The sequence below is a fragment of the Pseudarthrobacter oxydans genome (assembly GCF_013314975.1).
GTDB lineage: Bacteria > Actinomycetota > Actinomycetes > Actinomycetales > Micrococcaceae > Arthrobacter > Arthrobacter oxydans.
Window position 1 is genome coordinate 120,859 of sequence record NZ_JABTYH010000001.1, and the last position, 25,287, is coordinate 146,145.

The window sequence follows — 25,287 nt, forward strand, 5'->3', positions numbered from 1 at the left end:
TATCCGTCATCGGATCCGGCGGATCCTCCGATATGCCCATCCTGCCACGGTGCGGGCCTCCGGTGGCGGTTTACGCCGCAGGCGGAGCGTTATGTCCCAGAAGCTCTGCCAGGAACGGTCCCGCCTCCCGGTAGCGTTCGAATAACGCGCCGGTCAGGGCTTTGGTTCCCCGGAGGGGCTCCCTGGTGGGTACGCGCTGGAGCCGCCCGTATCCCGGGACGTCGAAGATGACGGAGTCCCAGCTGGCGCCCACCACATCCTTGCCGAAGCTGCTGATGCACCTGCCCCGGAAGAATGCCCGGGTGTCGGCCGGCGGCTCGGAAACTCCCGCCGCAATGTCCGCGTCCTCGAGGATTCGCTGCATCCTGTTCCTGGCAAGGAACCGGTAATAGAGTCCCTTTTCGGGCCTGATGTCTGCCCACTGTAGGTCGACGAGCCCCAGCCGGGCATCGTTCCATTCCAGCCCGTCACGTTCGCGGTAACCGTCGAGCAGGGAAAGCTTGGCCAGCCATTCCACTGAGGAGGCGGCGGCGGCCCGGTCGTTGTCGAGTTGGGTCAGGACGGCGGCCCAGCGTTCCAGGACATCGTGCGTATGCCCGTCGCCGTCCACTTTGTCTCCGACGCCGGTGTCCTGGGCAAGCTTGGCAGCGGCCTCGTGGTACATCCATTGCAGGTCAAGGGCGGTGACCCTCCTGCCGTCGAGCAGCCTGAGCTTGGCAGTGAGCGTGGTGTCATGGCTCACCCTCTGGAGGGCGGCGACCGGCTCGAAGACTTCGACCTTGGGTGCCAGTCCTGCCTCGATGAGGCTGAGCACCATCGCCGTAGTTCCGAACTTCAAATAGTTGGAGACCTGGCTCAGGTTGGCGTCGCCAATGATGACGTGGAGGCGCCGGTACTTGTCGGCGGTGGCATGCGGCTCATCCCGGGTGTTGATGATGGGCCGGCGGATGGTGGTTTCCAGGCCCACTTCCGCTTCGAAGAAATCAGCGCGCTGGCTGATCTGGAATCCCGGCGTTGAGCTGTCCTGGCCGATGCCCACCCGGCCGGACCCGCACATGATTTGCCGGCTGACGAAGAAAGGCGTCAGCCCGCGCACAATATCGCCGAAGGGTACGGAGCGTGGCATGAGGTAGTTCTCGTGGGAGCCGTAGGACACGGATTTGTTGTCCGTATTGTTCTTGTAGAGGTTGACCGGCGGCAGGTCCGGATCTGCCGCAAGGCGGCGGACGGCGGCCAGGGCCACGAGGTCACCGGCCGCATCCCATTTCACGGCGTCCCGGGGGTTGGTCACCTCCGGGCTGGAGTACTCGGGATGCGCATGGTCCACATACAGCCGTGCACCGTTGCCCAGGACCATGTTCATCAGGAGCGTCCCGGACTCGTCCTGGCCGTCAAGCTCAAGTTCCTCGCGGCCGTAGGCTAGCGCCACCGCTTCCGCATCCAGGACCGGCGGCTGGTCCGTCAGCTGGCTCGGGTGGGCGGAACTGCGGTCCACCGTCCAGCCGCGGGCGTCGTGCAGCGGCTCCTCGTCCGTGTAGTCCCAGCGGGTCTCCGCGCCGCCGGCGGCGCGCTGGCGGGTTACCTGCGCATAGGCCTGGACCACCCTGGCACTCATCATGGTGGCGTTGGCAGAGGGGGCGGACGGGGCGTGGATGCCATATTCGGTTTCCGCGCCCATGACCCGCATGGCCCCGCCGGCCGGTAAGGTTCCCCCGGCGGCGGGCTCCGGTGCAGCGGTCATAGATATTGGCCTGTTGTCGGCATGGTCTCGATGGACTTGCCGGGTTCCTGGCCCGCCTTGCCCTGGACAATAGTGCGGATGTAGGTGATCCGTTCGCCCTTCTTGCCGGAGATCCGCGCCCAGTCATCAGGGTTGGTGGTGTTGGGCATGTCCTCGTGCTCGCGGAACTCGTCGACGACGGCGCGCAGCAGGTGCTCGATCCGCAGCCCCTTCTGGTGGGTGGTCAGCAGATCCTTGATGGCGTACTTCTTGGCCCGGTCCACCACGTTCTGAACCACCGCGCCGGAGTTGAAGTCCTTGAAGTAGAGCATCTCCGTGTCCCCGTTGGCGTAGGTGACCTCCAGGAACTCGTTGGACTTGTCCGTGGAGTACATGGCTTCCACCGTCCGCTGGACCATGGCGTCCACCGTGGCCTGCACATCGCCGTCGTGCTCTGCCAGGTCCGATTCATGGAACGGCAGGTCGGGGGTGATGTACTTGTTGAAGATATCGGCGGCGGCCTCGGCATCCGGACGGTGGATCTTGACCTTGACGTCCAGCCGGCCCGGCCGCAGGATGGCCGGATCGATCATGTCCTCACGGTTTGACGCGCCGATGACGATCACGTTGTCCAGCCGCTCAACGCCGTCGATTTCACTGAGCAACTGCGGAACGATGGTCGTTTCGACGTCGGACGAGATTCCGGTGCCGCGGGTGCGGAAGAGGGAATCCATCTCATCGAAAAACACCACCACAGGGCTGCCGTCCGAGGCCTTTTCGCGTGCCCGGGAGAAGATCAGCCGGATGTGCCGCTCGGTTTCGCCGACGTACTTGTCGAGGAGTTCGGGCCCCTTGATGTTCAGGAAGTAGCTCTTGAGGTCCACGTTGCCGGAACGCTCCGCGGCCCGGGCAGCCAGTGAGTTGGCGACGGCCTTGGCAATGAGGGTCTTTCCGCAGCCGGGTGGGCCGTAGAGAAGGATGCCCTTGGGCGCCTTGAGTCCGTGCTCGCGGTACAGGTCCGGGTGGAGGAAGGGCAGTTCGACGGCGTCACGGATCTGCTCAATCTGGGGCCCCAGGCCGCCAATATCCTCATAAGTGATGTCCGGGACTTCCTCCAGGACCAGGTTCTCCACCTCGGAGCGCGGCACTTTTTCGAGGGCGTAGCCGGTCCTTGAATCAATCGAAAGGGCATCGCCCACCCGGAGCTTTTCGGCCAGGAGCGCACCGGAAAGCCGGACGACCCGTTCTTCATCGGCGCGCCCCACCACGAGGGCGCGGTCCGCACCCAGCATCTCCTTGAGCGTGGCCAGCTCGCCCGCGCGCTCGTAGCCGAGTCCGGCGACAATGAGGAGCGCCTCGTTCAGGAGGACCTCCTGCCCCACGGCCAACTGGTTCATGTTCACAAGAGGGCTGATGCCAACGCGCATCTTCCGGCCGGCATTGAAGATGTCCACCGATTCCTCGGTGGCCGCCTGCCCGCTGCTGCCGGGGGACGCCTGCCGCCTTGGATTCAGCTGCAGTATGGTTCCGAAGCTGTAGGGCGGCTGCCCTTCCTGGTCCAGGGCGTTCTTCAGCCGAAGGATTTCAGCCTTCGCCGTTTCAAGCATGCTGACCAGCTTGGTGTTGTTTTGCGTTGCCGCGGCCAGCTGGCGGTCTATGTGCCTGAGCTTGTCCCGGAGGATGTTGACCTGGCGGTCTGCAACCGAGAGGTCGTTGGCGGCAGACTGCTCTGCCGGTGTACGTCCGGAGTCCTGGTTTGGTGTCTCCATGATGTATCAGCCCCTTCCTGCGCTTCTATTAAGACATTAGCCCCAAGAAGGCAGGTAGGGATGGAGACTCCCGAAATGTGGACTAGTTCGTGACCTCGGGATCGTCCTTGACGTTTGTGCCTGCGATGGCGTCCCGGGCTGCGCGCCGGAGCTTTTTGTCGGAGACCTGCCGCTCCCCCACAGCACCGGGCGTCCACGCGTTGACGTCCTCTTCGTTGAAGTCGGTCTTGGAGGGGCGCCGCTTGACGGAGATACCGGTGACGCCGTCGGCCAGCCGGCGGGTGACAAGCAGGAAGCCGGTATGGGCCACCATCCGGTGGTCCGGCCTGACGGCGAGCCCTTCCAGGTGCCAGCCGCGCACCAGCGACTCCCAGGCATCGGGTTCGGTGAAACGGCCGTCCGCCCGGATGGCCTCGGCAGTGCGCGAAAGCTGGGTCACGGTGGCGACGTAGTTGATCCAGACACCGCCTGGGGCAAGCACCGTGGCCACGGCATCCAGGCATTCCCAGGGCGCCAGCATGTCCAGCACCACGCGGTCCACGGAACCCGGCGCCTCGCTCCGGACAACCTCTTCCTGGAAGTCGCCCAGGGAGACCTGCCAGGCGGGGTGCGGGCCGCCAAAGATCGTCTCGACGTTTCCGCGGGCGATGTCAGCGAACTCTTCCCGCCGTTCGAAGGAGTGCAGGTAACCGTTGTCCCCAACGGCCCGGAGCAGCGAGATGGACAGGGCGCCGGAGCCAACACCAGCCTCCACGACGCGCGCGCCGGGGAAGATGTCCGCCATGGTGACGATCTGCCCGGCGTCCTTGGGGTAGACGACGGCGGCGCCGCGCGGCATGGACAGGACAAAGTCGGACAGCAGGGGGCGCAGGGTCTGGTACTGCTGCCCAACGTTGTTCACGACGACTGAGCCGTCCACCTTGCCGATGATGTCGTCGTGGTTCAGAAAGCCGCGGTGGGTGTGGAACGCCCCGCCGCTTTCGAGGGTGATGGTGTTCATGCGGCCGCGTTCGTCCGTCAGTTGGACGCGCTCACCTTCGCGGAAGGGGCCCCGGCGCCGGGCGGCGCCCACCGGCTGCGAGCCGCCGGTTGCAGCCCCGGCCGGGACCGCTGCTCCTGTGGCTTCGTTGACGGCGGTTTCGCTGCTCATGACTTTCCTCGCTCCTGTAAAACTGTGGCGCCTGCATGTTGTGGGGAAACATTCCGGCGTGTGCGGCGGCAATGCACCGGCCGGCAGGTAACTCTACCGGTTCTGGTCCTGGCGGCGCGTATCGGGCCGCCGCGGTTTGCCGGTGATGGCGGCCAGGACAGCGTCCTGGGAAAGCAGCCCGGTCACCTTGCCGTTGTGGTCTACGACGGCGTAGTGCCGTCCTTCCAGCTGGGACAGGAACTGGAGCAGTTCCTGTCCCTTGGACCACTCGGGGACGTATGCGCCGGGAGCCAGTGCATAGGAGACTGCGGTGATGGGGGTCGACGCCGCGGCGTGGACAGGAACGGTGGACAGTGCGGCCGGATCCACAACTGCCTCCGGCCGGCCGCCCGGTCCGCAGACCACCAGCGACGTCGCTCCACCGCTACCGTACCGGAGGGCATCCTCCACTGTGGCCGTTGAAGGCAGGCCGGCTGCGGGGGTGGACAGCCCTGCAGCGCTGACCAGGTGGAGCCGGCCCCGGAGGGTTCCCTGCTGGATGGATGCCGAGGCGCCCATCCAGAGGAAACCACCCACCAGCACGGTGATCATCAGCAGGCTGAAATCAGGAGCATCCCCGGCAAGCAGCGGCCTGGCAACGAACCAGTAACCGATGGCGACGACGATGATGCGGCCTCCCCATCCGGCCGCCACCGTGCCCTTGGCCTGGCTGCCCGTGGCCTTCCACACTGCAGATTCGACCAGCCTTCCGCCGTCCAGGGGAAGGCCCGGGAGCACGTTGAAGACGGCGATCAGGAAGTTGGCCCACATAAAGATGTTGGTGAGGATCTCGGCAACACTGCCCATGCTTGCCGTGCTGAGCAGCAGCCAGGCTCCTCCGGCCAGGATGAAGTTCGCAGCCGGCCCGGCGAGGGCCACCAGAACGGAGCGCCCCGGCGAAGCGGTAAAGCTCTCAAACTGGGTGTGCCCGCCCCACAGATTGAGCACGATCTTCTGCGTGGGCCAGCCGTAGATTTTTGCCGTCAGGGCGTGGGCGAGTTCGTGGACCAGGACCGAGACGAGGAGCAGGACGGCGTAGGCGAACGCCACGATGTAGGCACTGACGCCGAGGGCCGGGTTCTGGCGGGCCAGGACGGGTCCATACACAATGACGGTGAAGGCGGCGATGATGAACCAGGAATAGGCCAGCACCACCGGGACGCCGGCAATCCTGCCCAGCGGAATGCCTTCGCGCCTGGCCGGGACAGTGGTTTCGGTCACCTGCGGTCTCCAAGCGGCGTGGCCGGTCCACCCGATCCGCGAACCGGAGCACCGGGGAGAAGCGATTCGAGGTCGGTCACGGTGCGGCCTGCCAGGGAATCCCAGAGGGTGTAGCGCTCATCCTCGGGCAGCGGAACAATGTGGGGAATTGCCACGGTTGCCACGCCGGACGCCACAGCCGCGGAAACCCCGGGCACCGAGTCCTCCAAAGCGACGCAGTGGTGCAGGCCCAGGTCCGGGTCCGCGTCCTGCAGCCATTCGACGGCGGTCAGGTACGCCTCGGGGTGCGGTTTGCCCTGCGTTACGGTGTCCCCTGTTACCAGGACCTCGAAGTATTGCCGTGGAAGGCTGGCCACCACCTCCCTGGCCAGCGGGCCCTCGGACATGGTGACCAGGGCGCACCGGACACCGGCGAGGTGGAGTTCCTCAAGGAGCTCGCGTGCACCCGGCCGCCACGGCACCTGGCGCCGGACGCTGCTGACCACCGCGCCGGTGAGGGTGTCGATGATGTCCCGGATTTCCAGCTCCACGCCGGCATCCTGGAGGAGCCCGGCCGAAAATGTCAGCGACTGCCCAACCAGCTGCATGGCCTGTTCATGGGACCACGTCCCGCCATGGGCCTCCACCAGCGCGTGTTCGGCTGCGATCCAGTAGGGCTCCGTATCGACGATCGTCCCGTCCATGTCCCACAGGACGGCTTTGAGCGGGGAACTGTCGGCTGGCAATCGCATGCCCCCAGTCTACGGGGACTGGCTGGGCGCAGGCTGATGGCTACGCCCTTGGCGAATATGGCGCTCCCCGGCACCGGCGGTAATGCTTTTGCGTGATGTTTCGGCGCTTCATTCACTGCACAGCCAAGGTCCTTGGACGTAGGGTGAAGAAATGAATAGCTTCGAGGGAGACACCACAGAACCGGGTGCCGGGCCCGAACAGGAGCGGTTCCTGCAGCCGGTAGCTGACGGACAGCGCGTGACAGTGATGCTTGCCGCCTTTGAAGGCTGGAATGACGCGGGGGAAGCGGCCAGCGACTCCCTGCGCTACCTGAACAAGTTGTGGGGCGGTAAAAAAGTCGCCTCCATCGACGCCGACGAGTATTACGACTTCCAGTTCACGCGCCCCACCGTGCGCCGGAACGCAGCCGGGGAACGCAAAATCAAATGGCCGTCCACACGGATCTATAAAGCAAGCGCTCCGGACTCCAACGTGGACGTCATCTTTGTCCAGGGCACGGAGCCGTCCTATAAATGGCGCGCCTACACCGCGGAACTCCTGGTCCATGCCGAGGCGCTGAACGTTGACTATGTTGTCCTGGTCGGGGCCCTCCTGGCCGATGTTCCGCACAGCAGGCCTATTCCGGTCAGCACCTCGTCGGACGACGCCCCGCTGCGTGAACGGATGAACCTCGAAGCCTCGCAGTATGAAGGCCCGGTGGGGATCGTCGGCGTGCTGTCGGAGGTGGCGCTGCTGGCAGGCATCCCCACTGTTTCGCTGTGGGCCGCCGTCCCCCACTATGTTGCCCAGGCGCCGTCGCCGAAAGCCCAGCTGGCACTCCTGCACCGCATCGAGGAGCTGCTCCAGGTTCCGTTGGACACGCACGAACTGGCTGAGGAAGCGGACGCGTGGGAACGGGGAGTGGACGAACTGGCTACGGAGGATCCCGAGATCGCGGCGTACGTCCGGCAGCTCGAGGAAGCAAAGGACACGGCCGATCTCCCGGAAGCCACCGGTGAGTCGATAGCGCGCGAATTCGAGCGGTACCTCAAGCGTCGGGGCCAGGACCGGCCGTAACCGGCAGCGCCCTGAAAACCGGGCACCGCCTCACGCTCTGGGCGCCGTTTAGAGAAGCACGCCCAGCAGGGCGTCCACCGCATCCTTGACCAGGGCCTGGTCGGCAGGGCTTGCAGGTCCGCCGTCGGCGTTTGCCTGCTCCGCCCAGCGGGAGACCGCCGCGACGGCGGCAGGAGCGTTGAGGTCGGCGGCAAGCGCTGCGCGCATCTCGGCCACCAGGGGGGCGGCGGATCCTTCGGGCGCATGGCCCAGGGCCCGGCGCCAGGCAGCAAGTGTGGCCTTGGCCTCCTCGAACCCTTCGTTGGTCCAGGCCCAGTCGGAGCGGTAGTGGTGGGCCAGGATGCCAAGACGGATCGCCGCGGGGTCCTCCCCCGCCGCCCGAAGTTTCGACACGAGCACCAGGTTTCCCTTTGACTTGCTCATCTTCTCGCCATCGAGGCCCACCATGCCGGCGTGGGCGTAGTGCTTGGCCAGCGGAACGCCTGCAAGCGAGTATGCGTGCCCGGCGCCCATTTCGTGGTGCGGGAAGATGAGGTCCGAACCGCCGCCCTGGACGGTAAAGGGGGAAGGCAGGTACTTCTGTGCGATGACTGTGCATTCAATATGCCAGCCGGGCCGTCCTGCTCCCAGGCTGCCGCCGGGCCAGCTCGGTTCGCCTTTGCGCGCCACACGCCACAGCAGCGGGTCCAGTGCCTGCCGTTTGCCGGCCCGTCCGGGATCGCCGCCGCGTTCCGCGAACAGCTCAAGCATCTCGCTCTCTGCCAGCCCGGAGATACACCCCAAGGTCCACGCATCAGGTGCGACGGACTGCTTGCCCGCCGCTTCGACGTCGTAATAGACGTCCCCGTCAGGCTCGCCATTGGTGCCTTTGACGGTGTAGGCCAGCCCCAGGCTCACAAGCCGTTCCACCTCCGGGACGATCAGCCCAATGGACTCCACGGCGCCCACATAGTGGTCGGGCGGCAGGACGTTGAGCGCTTCCATGTCTGTCTGGAAAAGCTCGATCTGGCCGGCAGCCAGGTCCCGCCAGTCAACACCCGTCGCCTCGGCACGTTCCAGGAGTGGATCATCCACATCCGTGACATTCTGCACATACGCAACGTCCCGGCCGGAGTCCCGCCAGGCCCGGTTCAGCAGGTCGAAAGCCACGTAGCTGGATGCGTGCCCCATGTGGGTGGCGTCGTACGGCGTAATGCCGCAGACGTACATGGACGGCCGGCCCTCGTCCTCCAGTACCACCTCGCGGCGCACCGCTGTGTCGAACAGCCGGATGGCGGGCATGCTTCCGGGCACGTCAGGAACGGGGCGGGATATCCAGGATTTCACACACCAAGCCTAGTGCTAGGCGCTGATGACATTGAAACCGAGCAGGAGGTACAGGGCGAGTCCCAGGAAGATCCGGTACCAGACGAACAACCGGTAGCTGCGGGTGGACACGAACTTCAGGAACCAGCCGATGATGACGTATCCCACAACGAAGGCGATCATCGTGGCCAGGGCGGTTTCCGGCAATCCGTACGGTCCGGCGATGCCCTCATTGGTGACGGTCTTGTAGAGCTGGTAGAACCCGCTGCCGAACACCGCGGGGATGGCAAGAAGGAACGAATAGCGGGCGGCGGCCTCGCGGGTGTAACCCATCAGGAGGCCGGCGGTGATGGTTCCTCCGGACCTGGAAACACCGGGAATCAGGGCCAGGGCCTGCGCGAAGCCGTAGAGGATGCCGTGCTTGTAGGTCAGCCGGCTGAGGTCCCGTTCCTGCCTGCCGATGGCGTCCGCAACGGCAAGGAAAAGCCCGAAGACGATCAGCATGGTTGCCACGATCCACATGCTGCGGAGCACAGACTCGATCTGGTCCTGGAACAGGAGACCAAGAACGATGATGGGCAGGCTTCCCAGGATGACCAGCCAGCCCATCCGGGCGTCCGGGTCCTGCCGCGATACCTTCCCGGTAAGCGAACCTGTCCAGCCTTTGACGATCCTGACAATGTCCCGCCAGAAATAGACCAGGACCGCGGTCTCCGTGCCCAACTGGGTGATGGCTGTGAACGCTGCCCCCGGGTCAGCCGCATTGGGCAGGAATTGCCCCACAATCCGAAGATGCGCACTTGATGAAATCGGTAGAAATTCGGTCAGTCCCTGCACTAGGCCCAGCAGGGCCGCCTCAAACCAGTTCACGCTAAGACCCTACGTCATAGGCAGTGCCGGTTCTGCCCGTAAGCTTGCTGCTATGCAGCAGCGTTACGTCGGCAACAGTGGATTGCGTGTGTCCGCCCTATCCCTCGGCACCATGGGCTGGGCCGGCGAAACCGACGAACAGGACGCCTCGGAACTCCTGCGCACCTTCCTTAACGCGGGCGGCCGGCACGTTGATACGGCCGCGTCCTACGGCGACGGCAGGTCGGAGGCAATGATTGGCTCCCTGCTGGGCGACGTGGTGGCGCGGACGGAGATTTCCATCTCCAGCAAAGCAGGGTTGACGACGCCGGATGGCCGGCGCGGGGTGGACACCTCGCGCAACGCCATGCTCACCGGGCTCGACGCGAGTTTGGCACGGTTGGGCACCGACTACGTGGATATCTGGTTTGCCCAGGCCTGGGACGCCAACGTTCCGCTGGACGAAACGCTGTCCGCGTTGGAATTCGCGGTCCGTACCGGCCGCGCGCGGTATGCGGGCGTTTCCAACTTCAACGGATGGCAGACAGCCAAGGCGGCTGCGGTTGCCGGGTTCCCGCTGGTTGCGGTCCAGTCCGAGTACTCGTTCCTGCAGCGCCGGCCCGAAGCTGAGCTCATTCCCGCGGTGGAAGATGCAGGCCTGGGGCTTATGGCCTGGGCGCCGCTGGGCCGCGGTGTGCTGACAGGCAAGTACCGCGGCAGCATCCCCTCCGGATCGCGGGCCGCTTCAGCGGCCGAAGCCGGGTACGTGGAGCCTTACCTGGAGGAGAAGCCGTCCCGGACCGTGGAGGCCGTATGCATGGCGGCCAAGGGCCTGGGGCGGACTCCGCAGGACGTCTCCCTCAGCTGGCTACTGTCCCAGCACGGCGTGGCCACCGCCATTGTGGGTCCGCGCACGCCCGCCCAGCTGAAAGAACTGCTGGACGCGCAGCTCACACCGCTGCCGCCCGAAATTGCCCGGGCCCTTGAGGATGTTTCAGCGCCGCTGTAAGCCCGCGGCCCTACTCCTGGACGATCTCCAGGTCCTCGTCGTCATCCACGTCGCTTTCTTCGTCCTCGTCGTCCTCGTCATCAAAGACCTGGAGCGGGGTTACCTCGTTGTAGGCCTCATAGAGCGCATCTTCATAAACTTCGAAGGCGTCTGCGACCGCAAAGAACGCCGCCTCGACGGAGGGGTCACCATCTCCGCGGCGGTTGGATGCTGCTATAAGGTGTTCTTCCATAGCGGTGGTCAAGGACTGAAGCGCGACACGCGGATCGATGCTCATGACTTCACGTTAGCCGGAAAAGGACGAAAATGGAGAGCAATGAAGGAACAATTTCTCACCAGCTCGGTCCAGCGGGAACGGGACTATTTGAGGCAGTACGAGTACCTCGTACTGACGGTCAGTCCTGATGATTCACTCCCTGAGGCACGCCGCCGCCTGGTGGAACATTCCGAGTACGGCAAGTGGGAGCTGGAGCGCAGCAAGCTGTACGTGGGCGGGGGCCGACGCTTCTGGCTGCGCCGGCGGGTGTTGCAGGTCCAACGGACGGTCTAGCCTTCCAGCGGTCCCAGCCAGGCGTTGGCAACGGTGTTGTGGGCGGACTCATCATCGGACGGATGGAACATGCCTGCCAGGACGTCGCGGTAAAGCCGCTCCAGTTCTGAACCCCGGAAATAACTCGATCCCCCGCTGACGCGGATGGCCAGGTCCACAACCCGCCGCGCAGTCTCCGTGGCGTTCACCTTCAGCCCCACCAGCTTCGGGAACCACTGCGGTCCGTGGTCCACCAGGGCGTCCACGTCCGCGGCCACTGAGGCCAGCTGAGGGTACAGGGTGTCCATGGCCATGGCCGCCTCTGCAACCTTCCAGCGGATGTCCGGATCCTGCGCGTAGCTCCGTCCGTTGTTCTTGAAGGAGGTGCGCCGTTTCACGCTCGCCACGCCCACGGCGAGGGCCCGCTCCCCCAGGCCCGTGTAGACGGCTGCGAGCAGCGTCTCGAAACAGGCGAAGACAGCGAAGATCAGCGGGTCCCTTCCGGGACCGACGGGAATCCTGCGGAAGATCCGTTCAGGCGGAACTGTGGCCCCGTCCAGGATGGTGGTGTTGGACTGGCTCGCCCGCATGCCCAAGGTGTCCCAGTCGTCCACGATGCGGTATCCGGGCGTTTCGCGCGTGATGAAGCCGTGGACCAGCTCGCCTTCCCCATCCCGCCCGCCAGGGTCCTTGCCGAAAATTCCCAGCCGGGTCCACGCCGGCGAGAGGCTGGTGAAGATTTTGGTCCCCGTGAAGGAGTATCCGCCGCCGGGCAAGGGCGTGGCCGTGGTCCGCGAATCGAAGAGGACCGCATCGTTGCCGGCCTCGGAGTTGCCGAATGCGAAGATCTCGCCCTCCGCCGCCTCCTTGAGGACGAAGCCAAGGGAGCTGTCGCCGCGGGCTTGGAGGACATGCGCGACGCCGGTCCACACCAGGTGCATGTTCACGGCCAGTGCCGTGGCTGGCGCAGCCGTTGCCAGCCTGCGCTGGCACTGCGCCGCCGCTTCGAGGCCAAAGCCCAGGCCGCCGTCGTCCGTTGGTACGAACAACTTCAGGTAGCCGGCCCCGACAAGTTCCGCAAGGTCCTCATGGAAGAACGCGTTCTCCCGGTCGTAGCCGGGGGCACGGCCCCGGATCCGCTCCAGGAGGGCGTCGGGCAGGACTTCCTCGGGGGTCATGGCGGCCCGCTCAGTAGTTGGTGAGGAGGGTGTTGAGGACCCGTGCACCGAATTTCAGGGAATCAGCGGGAACCCGCTCATCCACCCCGTGGAACATGCCGGTGAAGTCCAGCTCATCCGGCAGCATCAGGGGCGCAAAGCCATAGCCGGTGATGCCGAGCCTGCTCAGCGATTTGTTGTCCGTGCCGCCGGAGAGGGTGTACGGCAGGACCTTGGCGCCGGGGTCCTCGGAGTGCAGGGCGTCGATCATGGAGTCCACCAGGTTGCCTGCGAAGGGCACCTCCAGGGAGACATCCTGGTGCACGTAGCTGACGTCGACGCCGGTGCCGGCCAGGTCGCGGACGATCTCCAGGACGTGTTCCTGCTGGCCGGGCAGGGTGCGGCAGTCGATCAGCGCCTCCGCGGACTCCGGGATGACGTTGTGCTTGTAACCGCCTTTGAGCAGCGTGGGGTTGGTGGTGTTCTGGAGTGTTGCGCCCACGAACCGGGCCACGGTTCCCAGCTGGCTGAGCAGGACGTCCGGGTTGTCGGCGTCGAACTCCACGCCCGTGAGTTCCGTCACGCCGTCCAGGAACTGGCGGGTGGTGGGGGTCAGCTCAATGGGCCACTTGTACTCGCCGATGCGCGTCACGGCTCCGGCCAGGCGCGTCACGGCGTTGTCCGTGTTGATCTGCGAGCCGTGTCCGGCCCTGCCGTGGGCCACGAGCCGCAGCCACGAGATGCCCTTTTCCGCTGTCTGGAGGAGGTACGTCCGCTGGCCACCGATGGTGGCCGAGAATCCGCCCACCTCGGAGATCGCCTCGGTGGCGCCCAAGAACAGCTCCGGGCGCTTGTCCACGGCGTAGCGGGCACCGTAGGCGCCGCCCGCCTCCTCGTCCGCGAAGAAGGCGAAGATGATATCCCGCTTGGGCTTCCGGCCGGTGCGGGCGAAACCCCGCAGCACGGCAAGGATCATGGCATCCATGTCTTTCATGTCGACGGCGCCGCGTCCCCAGATCAGCCCGTCCTTCAGTTCCGCGCCGAACGGGTCCACAGACCACTGGTCCCGAAGCGCCGGCACCACATCCAGGTGGCCGTGCACCACGAGGGCGCTGGCGGATGGGTCCTCACCTGCCATGCGGGTGACTACGTTGGCCCGCCCGGGGGCAGACTCGAAAATTTCGGCTTCCATGCCGACTTCCTCGATAAGCCCGGCGGCATACTCTGCCGCGGCACGCTCCCCCGGCCCCGACCCGTCGCCGAAGTTGGAGGTGTCTATCCGGATGAGTTCCTGGCAGATCCGGACAACTTCATCCTCGGGCAGGACGTCAGGCATGGAGGGCTCCTCACTGGGAAATGACTGGCTGGTGCAGCGCTGATGCACTGCCCTCAGCCTACCCACTTGGCCCGATTCGATGTTTCAGGAAAAGTCGTGTTAGAGTTTTTCTCGCTGCTTCGGAGAAACGCGAAACGCTGAAAAGCGGAAACGGTTTCCGAATCACCACCTGCGCGGGTGGCGGAATGGCAGACGCGCTAGCTTGAGGTGCTAGTCCTCGAAAGGGGGTGGGGGTTCAAGTCCCCCTCCGCGCACAAACGGAAGCCCCGGAAAATCAGTGATTTTCCGGGGCTTCTTTGTCTGTGCCTGAGGTTCCGGTTGCCGGTATACCTGGACGCGTAACGGGTTCTTCCAAAGCAGGTACCAACTACTCGTGTGCCCGCCCCACGCAGATCCTAGTGTTGTTCACGGAGCCGGCGACGAGAGCACACGCCTGAGACCACGTGTGCTCGCCCCCCAGCCGTCGCCGGCTCCGCTCACCGCCCGGACTTAGTTCCCGGCCCTGCTCTTTGTGGCGAACCCCGCGTCCGTGGTCACTTGCGGATGCTGAAGGAATCAGAGAAGGTGTAGCCGTCCGCGGGGACAAGTTTCACGTCCATGCGGCTGCTGGTTGCGGTCACATCCAACGTCCCCAGGGTCGAATTGTGGTTGCCGGCTGACCAGGAGGCGAAGTAGTGCGACTCGGGATCGTCGCGATTGATTTCGCGGGGGGTCCGCCCGCCAATGCCCACGGTGATGAAGACCGTTCCCCTGCCTTGGGTCATGGAGTCACCGGTGTCCACCACGCATCTCTTCTCAACGGTTTTGACTGCCATATACTCACACCGGTCGCTGAAGCCGAGCTGGTGCGTCCGCTGGTACAGGTGCTCATGGCCGTTGAGGACCACGTCCACCTTCTTGCTGATCAGCATGTTGGTGAGAGACTCCCCCGCTGCGCAGGCATACCGTCCCATCGTGAAACAGGGAGTATGCATGGCCACCACTGTCCAGGGGATGCTCTCCGCCCGCGCTCCGTCAATCGCCTTTTCCGTCCAGTTCCACCGATCGCTGCCCTTTGAATAGTCGAGCTTGCCGGCCGAAAATTCGATGCCAGGTGAAACCACGATGATCCGCACCAGGGGTTCTTCCTGCGGCACGTCCACGAACCACTGCTCCGCGTAGTCGCCTTGCAGGCCGGGAAGCCTGTTAGGCAGGCAGGCTGCCAACTTCTTGATGTCCCCGTCAGAGCCGTCACTCTCATGGTTTCCGGGAAGCAGCTGGTACGGGAAGTCCGCTCCCAGCTTTCCGGTAACCATGTCGCAGAATTCCTGGTCGGCACCGGGTTCGTACGGGAAATCACCGAGCGCGATGTTGAAGTCCGGTTTCAGTCCGGCCACCGTGTCCAGCACCGCCAGTGCGCCCTCGCCCAGGCCGATGTCCCCGGCAGCGGTGAAATGTACGGACTTTTCCTCGGGGGACCCGCAAGCGGCCAGGACTACCAGGCCCAGGGCTGCCATTCCGGCGGCCAGCAGCTGCCTCACCGACCTCGTGCTCCGAAACATGGATGAACCAACCCCCGGGATGCGTAGTGGGTTTGTAACTTGAGGCGATCCTACCGGTGTGGTCGAGGAGGACAATGGGCGGGGGGTGCCGCCCCACGGCTGCCCTCCGGAGGCCAGGTTCCCGCCAGGTGCCGGGCCGTACCCGTCTCCCTGCTGGTCAGCGCCTGTGTGCACGGCCGTCAGGGCATTCCTGCAGTAGACGGACCAGGCGCACTGAAGGCAGCGCGGCGGATGTCAACGATTTGGTAACGGGGCTGTGTGGGCCGTCGAGGCTCCCCTTGGCCATCTGCTGGTGCCGGGACCTGCCTGTGCCGGCAGGGCCAGGCGCAGCGGGCAGCGTCACTGCGGATGTAGTGGCCGTGGGGGCGTGGTGCCTTCCGCGAGCCGCGAACCCTTGACTGCCGGCCTGTACAGGACGCGGCGCTTACCGGCCCGGCTGGCCCTGCGCTCCCGGCGCCGGGCCTTCCTCTCCGAACGGTCGATGGCGGAGAGTATTGCGAATGTGCCCGTGACCCAAAGGAACGCCGTGGACAATACCAGGGCAATTTCCAGCTCAGTGCCCATAGCTACATTTTAGGCCGTGCAGAAGGGCAAAGAGAGATGAGTCCACGCTCGATTTCGCCGCGTGCAGGGAGCTCTACAGGACGCCCAGTTCTCCCACCGCAGCCAGGACATCCTGCACGGTGACTGCCAGCAGGGCAGGGTCCGGCCGGTGGGCAAACGTGTCACCCCGTCGCAGCTCAGCCCGGGTCAGGACTATGTGCGGACCCGGGGGCGGGCCCCAGATTTCGGGCGGAGCAGGCCCAAACAGTACTACCGAAGGCGTCCCGTAGGCGGACGCCAGGTGCGCGGCCCCGGTATCAGCGGAGATCACCAGCCGGGCTGCTGCGATGGTTGCAGCGAACTCGCCCAAGCCCAGCCGTCCGGCCAGCACGGCGTGTTCGGACTGCCCGGACAGCCGGCATACCTCCAGTGCACGTTCCCTCTCCCCGCTTCCGCCCGTAAAGACGACATTGTGCCCGGCCACGGCGAGCGCGGATGCAACGGCGGCGAACCGCTCGGCAGGCCAGAGGCGGCTGCCATAGGCTGCCCCGACATGCAGAACGGTGGCTGCAGGAACGGGGCTGGGCTGACGGGGAGCATTCAGCCGGATGTCCAGCGGATCAGCTTCGATGCCGTGCCACTCCAGGAGTGCGGCCCAGCGCTCCCTCTCATGCAGCTTGTCGCGCCACGGCGGCCCGTCCCGGTGGCGGCTCCGGTGCCCGATGGTGCGCCGCGCCTGCAGGGCCTCAATCCGTCCCTGGCTCTCGGGACCACTGCCGTGCAGGTTTACTGCAACATCCACCACGCCGGGTTCCACAGCCAGCGGCTCGTCCAGGCCGTGGGTGGGCAGGAGCTCGTAGCCTCCTACCAGTCCCAATGCCTCGGACAGCCATCCCTGCGCCGCATACCGCAGCCGATGCCCGGGATAGGCGCGGCGGAGAGCCTTAAGGGCAGGCACGGCCACCAGCAGGTCCCCCAGCTTCAGTGCCCGAAGCACCAGGAGCTCCGGTCTTCCATCGCCGTGATTCCCCGGTGCGGGCTGAGCGAGGACCTCCCCGCCGCTCATGCGTCCTCCGCCGGCAGCTCGGTGGCGGCCAGGCTCCGCACGTCCTCGTAAACATCACGCACCGCAACATCGGCCACCAGGGAATCGTCGTGCGGGCACCTGGGCGCCGTCCATCCAACCTGGGTGACGTCTATCCCGCAGGAAGGGCAGGCCGTTACCCAGGATGCATGGATGCGGTGCAGGCTCCTGCCCAGCGCCGCGGCGTTGATGACGTTCCCTGCCCAAAAGATCCCTACAGTGGGGACTCCCAGTGCCTGGGCGAGGTGTCGGGGGCCGCTGTCGTTGGCTACTACTGCGGCCGCACCGGCCAGGATCGCCACAAGCCCGCCCATGTCCAGGGTCCCCGCCAGGGAACGGACGTGCGTGGAGGCTGCCTGCTCCGCGATCTGCGCGGCCAGTTCCTGTTCGCTCCCGTCCCCGACAACAACAACCCTGAACCCGTCCGCGGCGCACGCCGACGCAAGTTCAGCAAACCGCCCAACCGGCCACCGGCGGCGGGGATCCGTAGCGCCCGGATGCATCACCACCAAAGGTGCGGCGCCGTCGTCGTCCATGGCGACGGCGGGACGGGCCAGTCCCGGCGCCGGCGCCAGGCGGGCCTCCAAGTCGACGGGAAAAGCGCCGGCCAGGCCGGCCACTTCCAATGCCCTGAGCGGTTCGTGCTGGTAATAGAGGTAGGGAACCGTACGCTCCAGGCTGGCGGCGTCCGCCGTCCGTGTGCCCACCGTGTGCCGGGCGCCGAGGCGAAGGAGGAACGGGTTTGAATAGCGCCCTCCGCCGTGGAGCTGGACGGCCAGGTCGAACTGCCGTCCGCGCATCTCGCGAAAAAATGTTTCCAGCTCCTCCGCGTTCTCCCCTCCGGGGCGGACGCCTTCAGCAAACGGCAGGATGCACACCTCGTCCACGGGACTTATGGTGGCGGCAAGCAGTGCCTGGTGCACGGGCGTGCCCAGCAAGGTGATTGATGCCTCGGGGTAGGCCGCTTTGAGGGCGGATATGGCGGGGATGGCAAAGACGAGGTCGCCCAGGCCTCCCCCACGAAGTACAGCGATCCTCGTCACGTCCTGGAACTTTTCCAGGACAGGGCCGACACCGGTTCCTGCCCGCCGGGAACCACCGAACTCTGCAGTGAGCTGCTCCAACGTATACCCCTTACTTATAGTGCGGAGAACGCCGCGGTACGTTGCGTCCTCCTCCGCCCTGCACCCGTGCTGCTGTGAATAAGCGCGGGCTGCTGTCCGTTCAACCCTTACCCCGCGGACGGTCAACATACTCCGGCTATTGGGGAATAGCCTCTTGATGCTGTACGTTTCATACGCGACAGGCGAACCAAAGAAAAGAGAAGCACCTAAAGTGGCAACCGATTACGATGAACTGCGCTCCGACGTCAAGGAATCGCAGGACAACTCACTCGAGCAGCTCCAGTCAGCAAATGCTCCCGACGCGCGCAGCGTTGTACTTGAGCTGGATGAGGCTGACGGGCTCGACGGCGCAGGCGTGCCCGGAGGCGAGTTCGTGGCCGAAGAGCTCGTGGTACAGGTCATCCCGCAGGCTGAGGATGAATTCACCTGCTACTCCTGCTTCCTGGTCCGTCACCGGTCCCAGATTGCTCGCCAGAAGGATGGCCACAGCTACTGCACCGAGTGCGAAGGCTAGTTAACACAGTCGACGTGGGGCTTCGGGAACGTCCGTGGCCCCACCGATCCTAAGGCACGCCCTCACATTGGCGTGCCTTTCGGTTTTTAAGCCGGCACCCAGGAGGCCCCGGTACTGTGGCGCGTATGGCACACGATGACCCGGCCGGCACCTGGTCCTGATGAACATATCCGGCGACCCCTGGAACAGACTGCTGGACGCCTTCAGCCGCGCAGACGCCCCGAGCGTGACTCTTACCGAGCTGGTACTGGCCCTGGTGGTAGCTGCAGCCCTGTCAGTCCCGCGCCGGTCGTGGAGGTATTTCGGCCTGCTGGCCACGGCAACACACGAGATGGGGCACGCGGTCGCTGCACTAATCAGCGGCCAGCGGCTGTCAGGCATCCGGCTCCGCCTCGACCATTCAGGCACCACCACAACCTATAGCCGCAGCAGGCTCGCCAGTGCATGGTCCTGCTTTTGGGGGTATCCGGTCCCGGCAATCGTGGGTGCTACCTTTGTCTGGTGCGGGTTCAACGGCTGGGGTCCGGCCGCCATCATGGCCGGCAGCCTGGCCCTGGCTGCCTCGCTGCTGTTCCTGCGCAATCTTGCGGGCATCCTCATAACCGTCACCGCGATGTCAGCGTCGGTGCTCCTGATCCTTCTGGTACCGGAGGCATTCGTAGGGCATGTGGCCGTCATCCTGGGGGTGGCTCTGCTGGTGGCCGCCGTGCGCGACCTGATCAAGCTGGCACACCTTCACCTGCGCCGGCGGGAACGGCTGGCCAGCTCTGACGCCTACCTGCTGTGGCGCGCTACCTCAGTCCCCTCAGGCGTCTGGATCATCCTTTTCGCGGCCTTGGTGGCGGGCTCCTGGCTGTGGGCCTGGCAGCCCATCTCCACAGTCCTGTATGCGGGAGCATAGGCTGGTCCCATGAGCCAGGAAACGGACACCACCCAGCAGGCCACCGTGGTGGGCGGCGCAGAGCACAGTACCCGCGGCGCCTATGTCACCGGTGGAGCGGAATTCAACCGTGATACCAACTACATCGAGGACCGCATCACCAAAGATGGCTCCCCGGGCAGCAATGGCGAGCCCGGCTGGCCCGTGGAGGCGGGCCGCTACCGGCTGATCGCCGCACGTGCCTGCCCCTGGGCCAACAGGACTGTCATCGTCCGGCGCCTGCTTGGACTGGAGGACGCCATTTCCCTGGGACAGCCCGGCCCCACCCATGATGCGCGGTCGTGGACCTTTGACCTCGATCCGGGGGGCGTGGACCCGGTCCTGGGTATCGAAAGGCTCCAGGATGCCTACTTCACACGTTTCCCTGGCTACCCGCGGGGCATTACCGTCCCGGCAATCGTGGACGTGGCCAGCGGCGCCGTGGTGACCAACGATTTCCCCCAAATCACCCTGGACTTCGCGACTGAGTGGACGGAGTTCCACCGGCCGGGGGCGCCGGACCTGTACCCGGAGACTCTGCGGGAGGAGATCGACCAGGTCAACAAGCGTGTGTTCACCGAGGTCAACAACGGGGTATACCGCTGCGGCTTTGCTGGCTCCCAGGAAGCCTACGACGCCGCCTACGCCCGGCTGTGGTCGGCACTTGACTGGCTGGAAGACCGGCTCTCGGGGCAGCGCTACCTTGTGGGCGACACCATCACGGAAGCGGATGTCCGGCTGTTCACCACGCTGGCACGCTTCGACGCCGTTTACCACGGCCACTTCAAGTGCAACCGCCAGAAACTCAACGAACTGCCCGCCCTCTGGGGCTACGCCCGGGATCTCTTCCAGACCCCGGGCTTTGGGGACACCATCGACTTCGTGCAGATCAAGCAGCACTATTACATCGTCCATGAGGACATCAACCCCACAGGCATCGTTCCTGCGGGCCCGGACCTGTGTGGCTGGCTGGAAGCCCACGGCCGGGAAGCACTTGGCGGCCGTCCCTTTGGAGACGGCACGCCGCCCGGACCAGTCAGGAAGGGCGAGGAAGTGGAGTCCGGCCACGGGGCTGCTCCGGAATCGTAGGGGCAGCATGCGGTAAGCGCTTTCCGGCTAGACTTGCGCCATGCAGACATCACACGGCTTTGTGGCGCCCGGATATGGCGGTGTCCTTGAACTGTTCGACTCATTTCTTCGCGATGACCCGAAGTACAGCGCGCAGCTGGCCGCGTACAGGGACGGTGTCCAGGTGGTCGGGCTGTCCGGGGGGCCGGAGATGGCTCCGGACTCCGTGACAGGGGCGTACTCCTGCTCCAAGGGGGTGGCCGCCATGGTGATCGGACTGCTGGTGCAGGACGGACTGCTGCACCTGGACCAAACCGTGGCCCACTACTGGCCGGAGTTCGGCGTACATGGAAAGGACCGGCTCCTGGTCCGGCAGGCCTTGTCCCACCAGGCCGGGCTTATGGGGGTTGAAGGCGGCTTCCCCCTGGACGAGTTCACCACTCCGGCCGCCGCCGCCCGGCTCGCCGCAGCGGCCCCGGCCTGGGAGCCCGGCAGGCAGTTCGGCTACCACGCGCTCACCATCGGGATCATCATGGAGGAACTGTGCCGCCGCACTGCCGGAGAAACGCTGCAGGAGGTGTACGAGCGGCGGATCCGGCGTCCGTTCGGCGTCGACTTTTTCCTCGGACTCCCGGCCGAACAGGAATCCCGCTACCGGAACGTCCTCTACTCGGCCGGCCCGGAACAGCCCTGGCTGGATCCGCTCAGCCTTGAAGGCCTGAACAGCAACGCCCCCGTAAGCACCATCATGGAACTCCCCAACATCCGCGCTGTCCGGGCCGCAGGAATGTCCGCGGCCGGAGGGGTGGGAACCGCTGAAGGCCTGGCCCGCCTCTACGCCGCGGCCACCACGGGCACCAACGGAGGGACACCGTTCCTCAACGCAGCGACAGTCGACCTCATGTCCCGGGAACAGGCGTGGGGGCTTGACCGCTCCTCCGGGCTGGACAACGCGTTCGCCGTTGTGTTCATGAAACCGCACCCGTCGCGCAACTTCGGCAGCCACCGTGCGTTCGGGCATGAGGGGGCCAACGCCGCCCTCGGGTTCGCGGACCCGGTCTATGGCCTGGGCTTCGGTTACATCCCGCAGCGGCAGGAGGACGGCCGGACACCTGGCCGTGCACACCGCCTGGCCGCTGAAGTACGCCGATCGGCGGCGGATTTGTCCTGAACCGTCCTGCGCCCGTGCCGCCGCGGACGCCTGACCAGCAGCTTTGTCCACAGCCGTAGGTCGCCCGTAACGTTGTGCGGATGACCAAGCCTAAAATACGCCCGGACGCCCGCTGGGCCAGGGGGACCGTTTTCCTCAAACAGGCGGTATCGGGCTTGTCTGCGGCCTTTGCAACACAGCGGCTCCAGCTGGCGGCAAAAGCGGCAGTTGCCGCCGGAGTGGCGTTCCTGATCGCACCCCTGATGCCGGGCGCGGCTGCCAACTATCCCTACTACGCACCACTCGGCGCGCTGGTGGCCATGTACCACAATGTTGCCGGTTCGGTTAAGCAGGGCATGCAGGCCCTCGCCGGACTCGCCATGGGCATCGGCCTTGCGTTCGTGCTGGTCAACGTGACCGATCCGTCGCCCCTTGCCGTGGCACTGATCATGGGCATTGGCGTGCTGCTGGGCGGCCTTCCGGGAATTGGCAAGGGCAGTGACTGGATTCCGACGGCGGCGCTGCTGGTCCTGCTGGTCGGCGGCAGCAACCCGGACGATTTTTCGTTCGGCTACCTCCTGCAGATGGGTGTGGGAGTGGCGGTGGGAATCGGCGTCAATTTCCTGATCTTTCCACCGCTGCACTTCAATGCCGCGGCAGCCAGCCTGGACGATTTGCGCATCGCCCTCGGCAAACAGCTCACGGACATGGGCAAGGCGCTCCTGGAAGAGTGGCCGCCCAAGCACGAGGACTGGTCGCGCCGTTCGGACGAGCTCTCGGCCGCTGCCCGCTCCGTCCGGCACCTTGTCAAGGAGGCCGACGCCAGCCGCCGGGCAAACCCGCGGCGCAAGCTCCACCCGCGTGACGTTGACCTCGATTACCGCAACCTGCGCGAACTGGAGCGGGTGACCTTCCACATCCAGGACATTACGGACGTCTTGTCGGATGTCATTTACGAGAGCGACGTGCCGTATGGGGTGCCGCTGCAGGACAACGCCCCGCTGGCTGACGCCCTGAAGTCAGCCGGGGATCTTCTGCGCTCGTTCAGCGAAGATGACCCGGCCACACAGGAAGAGAAGCTCAAGGAGGCCAGGACGGCGGTGGAAGCCTGCCTCGCTGCCACCGCCGGGAGGCAGCCGGACCAGGGGATGGTTCCGGCGTCCGAATCGGTCCTCCTGAGCCTCCACCGGATCCTGCGGGCTGTCCGGACAGCTGCCTAAAGGGCGCGCACTGAACCGTGGAAATGGCGCCGGCCGGAGCGGGAATTCCAGGCCACGAAGTCGGACCGGCCCCACGCCCCGGCAGAACCCTCCACTGTTGTAATCTCCAACGCGACCCTGCAGGGAAGGAACACCGGGGCGTCAAAGTCCACGTCCCAGGCGAAGGAATCACCACGGGACGGGCCTACGTCAGCGAGCGCCCTCGAGGCAAGGTACATGCCGTGCGCGATGGACCGCCGCATTCCCAGTGCCTTGGCGGAGAGCACGCTCAAGTGAATGGGATTGAAGTCGCCGGATACTGCGGCGTAGGCACGGCCGGTATCAACACCGAGGTGCCAGAGGGCCGTGGGATCCGGCGCCTTGAAGTCGGCCCGGTCGGGAGCCGGGGACGGCTTGTCGATGCCCGGGAGGAAGACTCCCTTGGCAAGGTAGGTGGAGATTCCCAGCCAGCAGACCTCGGCTGTTCCTGCCCGGCGCACCTCGGCGATCACGTCCACCTGTGTGCCTGAACGATGCCCACGCAGGTTCTCCACCCTGGCGGTGATATCCAGGGCGTCCGTGAAAAGTACGGGAATCCGCTGCTCCACACTGTTCCGAAGGTGGATCATACCGAGCAACGGCAAGGGAAAATCGTCCCTGTTCATCACGCTCATGGCCAAAGGAAAGGCGAGGGCGTGGATAAACCCGGCGGGCAGCACGTCGCTGGCTGTTTCCCCGATCAGGTGCTGGTACGCGGTCAGGGTGGCAACGTCGACGGCGACGCCCCGCACTTCATGGCTTTCAGCCGGCAGGGCGGTTCCGTCATGGGCGCCCAAAAGCCTGCGGCGGGCGGCCTGCGCTGCGGCATTGACGTACAGTTTGGACAGCGACGGCATCTCCCCCAGAATGACCGGCTGGGCGGAAGTCATGCCCCCACCATGTTCTGCCCGCATACCCGCAGGACCTCCCCGTTGATTCCCGCGGCGGCGTCGCTTGCCAGGAACGCGATGGTTTCCGCAACGTCCGTTGGCCTGCCGCCCTGCTGCAGCGAATTCAGCCGCCGCCCGATCTCCCTGACGGCGAAGGGGATCCGTGCCGTCATCTCGGTTTCGATGAAGCCCGGGGCCACCGCATTGATGCTTCCCCCGTGCGCTGCCAGGAGCGGAGCACTGGCCCTGACCATTCCCATTACCCCTGCCTTGGACGCCGCGTAGTTGGTCTGCCCCCTGTTGCCGGCGATGCCGCTGGTGGAAGCAACAGACACAATACGTGGTGATTCCCGGAAGTGTTCGGATGCAAGCAGCGCTTCGTTGATCCTGAGCTGCGCGGTGATGTTGATGCCGATCACCGAGCTCCACTTCGAGTGGTCCATGTTGGCGAGCAGCTTGTCCCGGGTGATGCCTGCATTGTGGACCATGATGTCCAGACGACCGTGGCGCTGTGCCGCGTGCCCGATGATCCGCTGCCCGGCGTCGTCCCTGCTGATGTCCAGCTGCAGGGCTGTCCCCCGGACCTCGTTCGCCACGGCTGCCAGCTGGTCACCGGCTGCCGGAACGTCGACAAGGATGAGCGTTGCGCCGTCACGGTGCAGGGTGCGTGCAATGGCTGCGCCGATGCCGCGGGCTGCTCCGGTCACAACGGCAATCTTGCCTGCCAGTGGCTGGTCAACGTCGCGGGCGGGCTCACCGGAGGCGCTGGACACGGTGATGAACTGCCCGTCCACGAAGGCGGAACGGCCCGAAAGGAAGAACCGGAGGGCGGCCAGGGAACTTGCGCTTGTTGCCTGGACTCCTTGCCGGAGAACTATGCCGTTGCCGGTGGCGCCCCCGCGCAGTTCCTTCGCCAGCGAACGCAGGAACCCGTCGATCCCCTGGCGGGCAGCCGCAGCGGCGGGGGAATCTGCCTCTGACGCCGGCCGGGACACCGTGACCACCCGGCCGCCCGGGGCGAGGTCCCGCAGCGAGGCAGCTGCCGTGAGGATGGGCTTTTCCAGATCGCCGGGGCTGGCCACTTCGTCCAGTGCCAGGATGATGGCACCCAGTTTTTCCCGGGGTACCGCGTGCCGCCTGACATCGAGGTCCCAGGAGAGCAGTTCGGCAGCCAGGTTGTCGGCGTCGGCGCTATTTCCCTGCACCAGGACGGGGCCTGTGATCAAGGGCTGCCCGGGCTGGTACCTGCGGAGAGCCGCGGGCTGGGGCAGTCCGAGCTTTTTGGCAACGTTCCTGCCCACGCCGTGGTGTACCAGTTGTGCGTACTTGTCTGTCATCTGTGTC

At 65.5% G+C, this 25,287-nt stretch carries 24 protein-coding genes and 1 tRNA gene; 9 read left to right on the forward strand and 16 right to left on the reverse strand.

Annotated features, from left to right (window positions below; translation table 11 throughout):
- Positions 1 to 70: 70 nt before the first annotated feature.
- The 5 genes from dop to HTS88_RS00580 form a co-directional block, all read right to left on the reverse strand.
- Complete coding sequence (gene dop / locus HTS88_RS00560) at positions 71 to 1,741, reverse strand: depupylase/deamidase Dop (RefSeq protein ID WP_174174456.1); 1,671 nt, start codon at positions 1,739 to 1,741, stop codon at positions 71 to 73.
- The gene (arc, locus tag HTS88_RS00565) at positions 1,738 to 3,489 is read right to left on the reverse strand and encodes a proteasome ATPase (RefSeq protein WP_174174458.1); all 1,752 of its coding nucleotides are present in this window, start codon (positions 3,487 to 3,489) and stop codon (positions 1,738 to 1,740) included. Before arc ends, dop begins: the two co-directional genes overlap by 4 nt.
- Before the next feature lie 82 nt (positions 3,490 to 3,571).
- Positions 3,572 to 4,639 (reverse strand): tRNA (adenine-N1)-methyltransferase, encoded by a 1,068-nt coding sequence (locus HTS88_RS00570; protein ID WP_174174460.1) that lies wholly within the window; start codon positions 4,637 to 4,639, stop codon positions 3,572 to 3,574.
- A gap of 93 nt (positions 4,640 to 4,732) precedes the next feature.
- Positions 4,733 to 5,899: a site-2 protease family protein gene (locus HTS88_RS00575; protein ID WP_174174462.1), complete on the reverse strand. Its 1,167-nt coding sequence runs from the start codon at positions 5,897 to 5,899 to the stop codon at positions 4,733 to 4,735.
- Positions 5,896 to 6,630, reverse strand: a complete 735-nt coding sequence (locus HTS88_RS00580; protein ID WP_174174464.1) for an HAD family hydrolase — start codon at positions 6,628 to 6,630, stop codon at positions 5,896 to 5,898. The genes HTS88_RS00575 and HTS88_RS00580 overlap by 4 nt, the downstream gene beginning before the upstream one ends.
- 151 nt (positions 6,631 to 6,781) lie before the next feature.
- On the opposite strand from HTS88_RS00580, the gene HTS88_RS00585 reads away from it, so the two are divergent.
- Entirely contained in the window at positions 6,782 to 7,687 is a 906-nt protein-coding gene (locus tag HTS88_RS00585) for a PAC2 family protein (RefSeq protein WP_104187148.1), read from the forward strand.
- Positions 7,688 to 7,735: 48 nt separating this feature from the next.
- Here HTS88_RS00585 and mshC read toward each other — a convergent pair whose 3' ends face one another.
- Together mshC and HTS88_RS00595 are read right to left on the reverse strand one after the other, a co-directional pair.
- Positions 7,736 to 9,013 carry a cysteine--1-D-myo-inosityl 2-amino-2-deoxy-alpha-D-glucopyranoside ligase gene (gene mshC / locus HTS88_RS00590; protein WP_174174466.1) on the reverse strand — a complete coding sequence of 426 codons (1,278 nt, stop codon included), beginning with the start codon at positions 9,011 to 9,013 and terminating at the stop codon, positions 7,736 to 7,738.
- A 15-nt stretch (positions 9,014 to 9,028) separates the two neighbouring features.
- A complete protein-coding gene (locus HTS88_RS00595; RefSeq protein WP_174174468.1) occupies positions 9,029 to 9,862 on the reverse strand; it encodes an undecaprenyl-diphosphate phosphatase in 834 nt (277 codons plus the stop codon).
- A 52-nt stretch (positions 9,863 to 9,914) separates the two neighbouring features.
- Between HTS88_RS00595 and HTS88_RS00600 the strand changes: the two genes are divergently transcribed.
- Entirely contained in the window at positions 9,915 to 10,850 is a 936-nt protein-coding gene (locus HTS88_RS00600) for an aldo/keto reductase (protein WP_174174471.1), read from the forward strand.
- A gap of 10 nt (positions 10,851 to 10,860) precedes the next feature.
- Here the strand turns inward: HTS88_RS00600 and HTS88_RS00605 are convergent, their stop codons facing one another.
- Positions 10,861 to 11,127 carry a hypothetical protein gene (locus tag HTS88_RS00605; RefSeq protein ID WP_104187157.1) on the reverse strand — a complete coding sequence of 89 codons (267 nt, stop codon included), beginning with the start codon at positions 11,125 to 11,127 and terminating at the stop codon, positions 10,861 to 10,863.
- Positions 11,128 to 11,166: 39 nt separating this feature from the next.
- Here HTS88_RS00605 and HTS88_RS00610 point away from each other — a divergent pair, with 39 nt between their 5' ends.
- Complete coding sequence (locus tag HTS88_RS00610; RefSeq protein ID WP_174174473.1) at positions 11,167 to 11,400, forward strand: DUF5703 family protein; 234 nt, start codon at positions 11,167 to 11,169, stop codon at positions 11,398 to 11,400.
- On the opposite strand, the gene HTS88_RS00615 is transcribed toward HTS88_RS00610, so the two are convergent.
- Both HTS88_RS00615 and HTS88_RS00620 read right to left on the reverse strand, forming a co-directional pair.
- The gene (locus HTS88_RS00615; protein ID WP_174174475.1) at positions 11,397 to 12,557 is read right to left on the reverse strand and encodes an acyl-CoA dehydrogenase family protein; all 1,161 of its coding nucleotides are present in this window, start codon (positions 12,555 to 12,557) and stop codon (positions 11,397 to 11,399) included. The genes HTS88_RS00610 and HTS88_RS00615 overlap by 4 nt on opposite strands.
- A gap of 10 nt (positions 12,558 to 12,567) precedes the next feature.
- The gene (locus tag HTS88_RS00620) at positions 12,568 to 13,872 is read right to left on the reverse strand and encodes a M20/M25/M40 family metallo-hydrolase (protein ID WP_174174477.1); all 1,305 of its coding nucleotides are present in this window, start codon (positions 13,870 to 13,872) and stop codon (positions 12,568 to 12,570) included.
- 171 nt (positions 13,873 to 14,043) lie between these two features.
- Here HTS88_RS00620 and HTS88_RS00625 point away from each other — a divergent pair.
- Positions 14,044 to 14,126, forward strand: a tRNA-Leu gene (locus tag HTS88_RS00625).
- A gap of 279 nt (positions 14,127 to 14,405) precedes the next feature.
- Here HTS88_RS00625 and HTS88_RS00630 read toward each other — a convergent pair.
- From HTS88_RS00630 to HTS88_RS00645, 4 genes are all read right to left on the reverse strand, one after another.
- Complete coding sequence (locus HTS88_RS00630) at positions 14,406 to 15,392, reverse strand: metallophosphoesterase family protein (RefSeq protein ID WP_251420113.1); 987 nt, start codon at positions 15,390 to 15,392, stop codon at positions 14,406 to 14,408.
- Positions 15,393 to 15,752: 360 nt separating this feature from the next.
- The gene (locus tag HTS88_RS00635; RefSeq protein WP_174174479.1) at positions 15,753 to 15,977 is read right to left on the reverse strand and encodes a hypothetical protein; all 225 of its coding nucleotides are present in this window, start codon (positions 15,975 to 15,977) and stop codon (positions 15,753 to 15,755) included.
- 73 nt (positions 15,978 to 16,050) lie between these two features.
- Complete coding sequence (locus HTS88_RS00640) at positions 16,051 to 17,022, reverse strand: glycosyltransferase family 9 protein (protein ID WP_174174481.1); 972 nt, start codon at positions 17,020 to 17,022, stop codon at positions 16,051 to 16,053.
- Positions 17,019 to 18,164, reverse strand: coding sequence for a glycosyltransferase family 9 protein (locus HTS88_RS00645; protein WP_174174483.1), 1,146 nt, complete (start codon positions 18,162 to 18,164; stop codon positions 17,019 to 17,021). The genes HTS88_RS00640 and HTS88_RS00645 overlap by 4 nt, the downstream gene beginning before the upstream one ends.
- Positions 18,165 to 18,375: 211 nt before the next feature.
- Here HTS88_RS00645 and HTS88_RS00650 point away from each other — a divergent pair, with 211 nt between their 5' ends.
- The 5 genes from HTS88_RS00650 to HTS88_RS00670 all read left to right on the forward strand — a co-directional run bounded on the left by HTS88_RS00650 (position 18,376) and on the right by HTS88_RS00670 (position 23,035).
- Complete coding sequence (locus tag HTS88_RS00650; RefSeq protein ID WP_066275770.1) at positions 18,376 to 18,678, forward strand: DUF4193 domain-containing protein; 303 nt, start codon at positions 18,376 to 18,378, stop codon at positions 18,676 to 18,678.
- Positions 18,679 to 18,838: 160 nt separating this feature from the next.
- Positions 18,839 to 19,579 (forward strand): M50 family metallopeptidase, encoded by a 741-nt coding sequence (locus HTS88_RS00655; protein ID WP_174174485.1) that lies wholly within the window; start codon positions 18,839 to 18,841, stop codon positions 19,577 to 19,579.
- Positions 19,580 to 19,588: 9 nt separating this feature from the next.
- Positions 19,589 to 20,686 carry a glutathione S-transferase family protein gene (locus HTS88_RS00660; protein WP_174174487.1) on the forward strand — a complete coding sequence of 366 codons (1,098 nt, stop codon included), beginning with the start codon at positions 19,589 to 19,591 and terminating at the stop codon, positions 20,684 to 20,686.
- A gap of 40 nt (positions 20,687 to 20,726) precedes the next feature.
- Positions 20,727 to 21,836 (forward strand): serine hydrolase domain-containing protein, encoded by a 1,110-nt coding sequence (locus HTS88_RS00665; RefSeq protein WP_174174489.1) that lies wholly within the window; start codon positions 20,727 to 20,729, stop codon positions 21,834 to 21,836.
- A gap of 80 nt (positions 21,837 to 21,916) precedes the next feature.
- Complete coding sequence (locus HTS88_RS00670) at positions 21,917 to 23,035, forward strand: FUSC family protein (protein WP_246255866.1); 1,119 nt, start codon at positions 21,917 to 21,919, stop codon at positions 23,033 to 23,035.
- On the opposite strand, the gene HTS88_RS00675 is transcribed toward HTS88_RS00670, so the two are convergent.
- The gene (locus tag HTS88_RS00675; RefSeq protein ID WP_174174492.1) at positions 23,032 to 23,943 is read right to left on the reverse strand and encodes a MaoC family dehydratase; all 912 of its coding nucleotides are present in this window, start codon (positions 23,941 to 23,943) and stop codon (positions 23,032 to 23,034) included. The two genes, HTS88_RS00670 and HTS88_RS00675, sit on opposite strands and share 4 nt — an antisense overlap.
- Positions 23,940 to 25,280 carry a 3-oxoacyl-ACP reductase gene (locus HTS88_RS00680; protein WP_174174494.1) on the reverse strand — a complete coding sequence of 447 codons (1,341 nt, stop codon included), beginning with the start codon at positions 25,278 to 25,280 and terminating at the stop codon, positions 23,940 to 23,942. The genes HTS88_RS00675 and HTS88_RS00680 overlap by 4 nt, the downstream gene beginning before the upstream one ends.
- Positions 25,281 to 25,287: the final 7 nt, after the last annotated feature.

What these genes read in the sequence shown, in the direction of transcription:
- dop (WP_174174456.1), bottom strand. Translation starts at nt 1,741, where the DNA reads ATGACCGCTGCACCGGAGCCCGCCGCCGGGGGAACCTTACCGGCCGGC.
- arc (WP_174174458.1), bottom strand. Translation starts at nt 3,489, where the DNA reads ATGGAGACACCAAACCAGGACTCCGGACGTACACCGGCAGAGCAGTCT.
- HTS88_RS00570 (WP_174174460.1), bottom strand. Translation starts at nt 4,639, where the DNA reads ATGAGCAGCGAAACCGCCGTCAACGAAGCCACAGGAGCAGCGGTCCCG.
- HTS88_RS00580 (WP_174174464.1), bottom strand. Translation starts at nt 6,630, where the DNA reads ATGCGATTGCCAGCCGACAGTTCCCCGCTCAAAGCCGTCCTGTGGGAC.
- HTS88_RS00585 (WP_104187148.1), top strand. Translation starts at nt 6,782, where the DNA reads ATGAATAGCTTCGAGGGAGACACCACAGAACCGGGTGCCGGGCCCGAA.
- HTS88_RS00600 (WP_174174471.1), top strand. Translation starts at nt 9,915, where the DNA reads ATGCAGCAGCGTTACGTCGGCAACAGTGGATTGCGTGTGTCCGCCCTA.
- HTS88_RS00605 (WP_104187157.1), bottom strand. Translation starts at nt 11,127, where the DNA reads ATGAGCATCGATCCGCGTGTCGCGCTTCAGTCCTTGACCACCGCTATG.
- HTS88_RS00610 (WP_174174473.1), top strand. Translation starts at nt 11,167, where the DNA reads ATGAAGGAACAATTTCTCACCAGCTCGGTCCAGCGGGAACGGGACTAT.
- HTS88_RS00615 (WP_174174475.1), bottom strand. Translation starts at nt 12,557, where the DNA reads ATGACCCCCGAGGAAGTCCTGCCCGACGCCCTCCTGGAGCGGATCCGG.
- HTS88_RS00620 (WP_174174477.1), bottom strand. Translation starts at nt 13,872, where the DNA reads ATGCCTGACGTCCTGCCCGAGGATGAAGTTGTCCGGATCTGCCAGGAA.
- HTS88_RS00635 (WP_174174479.1), bottom strand. Translation starts at nt 15,977, where the DNA reads ATGGGCACTGAGCTGGAAATTGCCCTGGTATTGTCCACGGCGTTCCTT.
- HTS88_RS00640 (WP_174174481.1), bottom strand. Translation starts at nt 17,022, where the DNA reads ATGAGCGGCGGGGAGGTCCTCGCTCAGCCCGCACCGGGGAATCACGGC.
- HTS88_RS00655 (WP_174174485.1), top strand. Translation starts at nt 18,839, where the DNA reads ATGAACATATCCGGCGACCCCTGGAACAGACTGCTGGACGCCTTCAGC.
- HTS88_RS00660 (WP_174174487.1), top strand. Translation starts at nt 19,589, where the DNA reads ATGAGCCAGGAAACGGACACCACCCAGCAGGCCACCGTGGTGGGCGGC.
- HTS88_RS00665 (WP_174174489.1), top strand. Translation starts at nt 20,727, where the DNA reads ATGCAGACATCACACGGCTTTGTGGCGCCCGGATATGGCGGTGTCCTT.
- HTS88_RS00670 (WP_246255866.1), top strand. Translation starts at nt 21,917, where the DNA reads ATGACCAAGCCTAAAATACGCCCGGACGCCCGCTGGGCCAGGGGGACC.
- HTS88_RS00675 (WP_174174492.1), bottom strand. Translation starts at nt 23,943, where the DNA reads ATGACTTCCGCCCAGCCGGTCATTCTGGGGGAGATGCCGTCGCTGTCC.
- HTS88_RS00680 (WP_174174494.1), bottom strand. Translation starts at nt 25,280, where the DNA reads ATGACAGACAAGTACGCACAACTGGTACACCACGGCGTGGGCAGGAAC.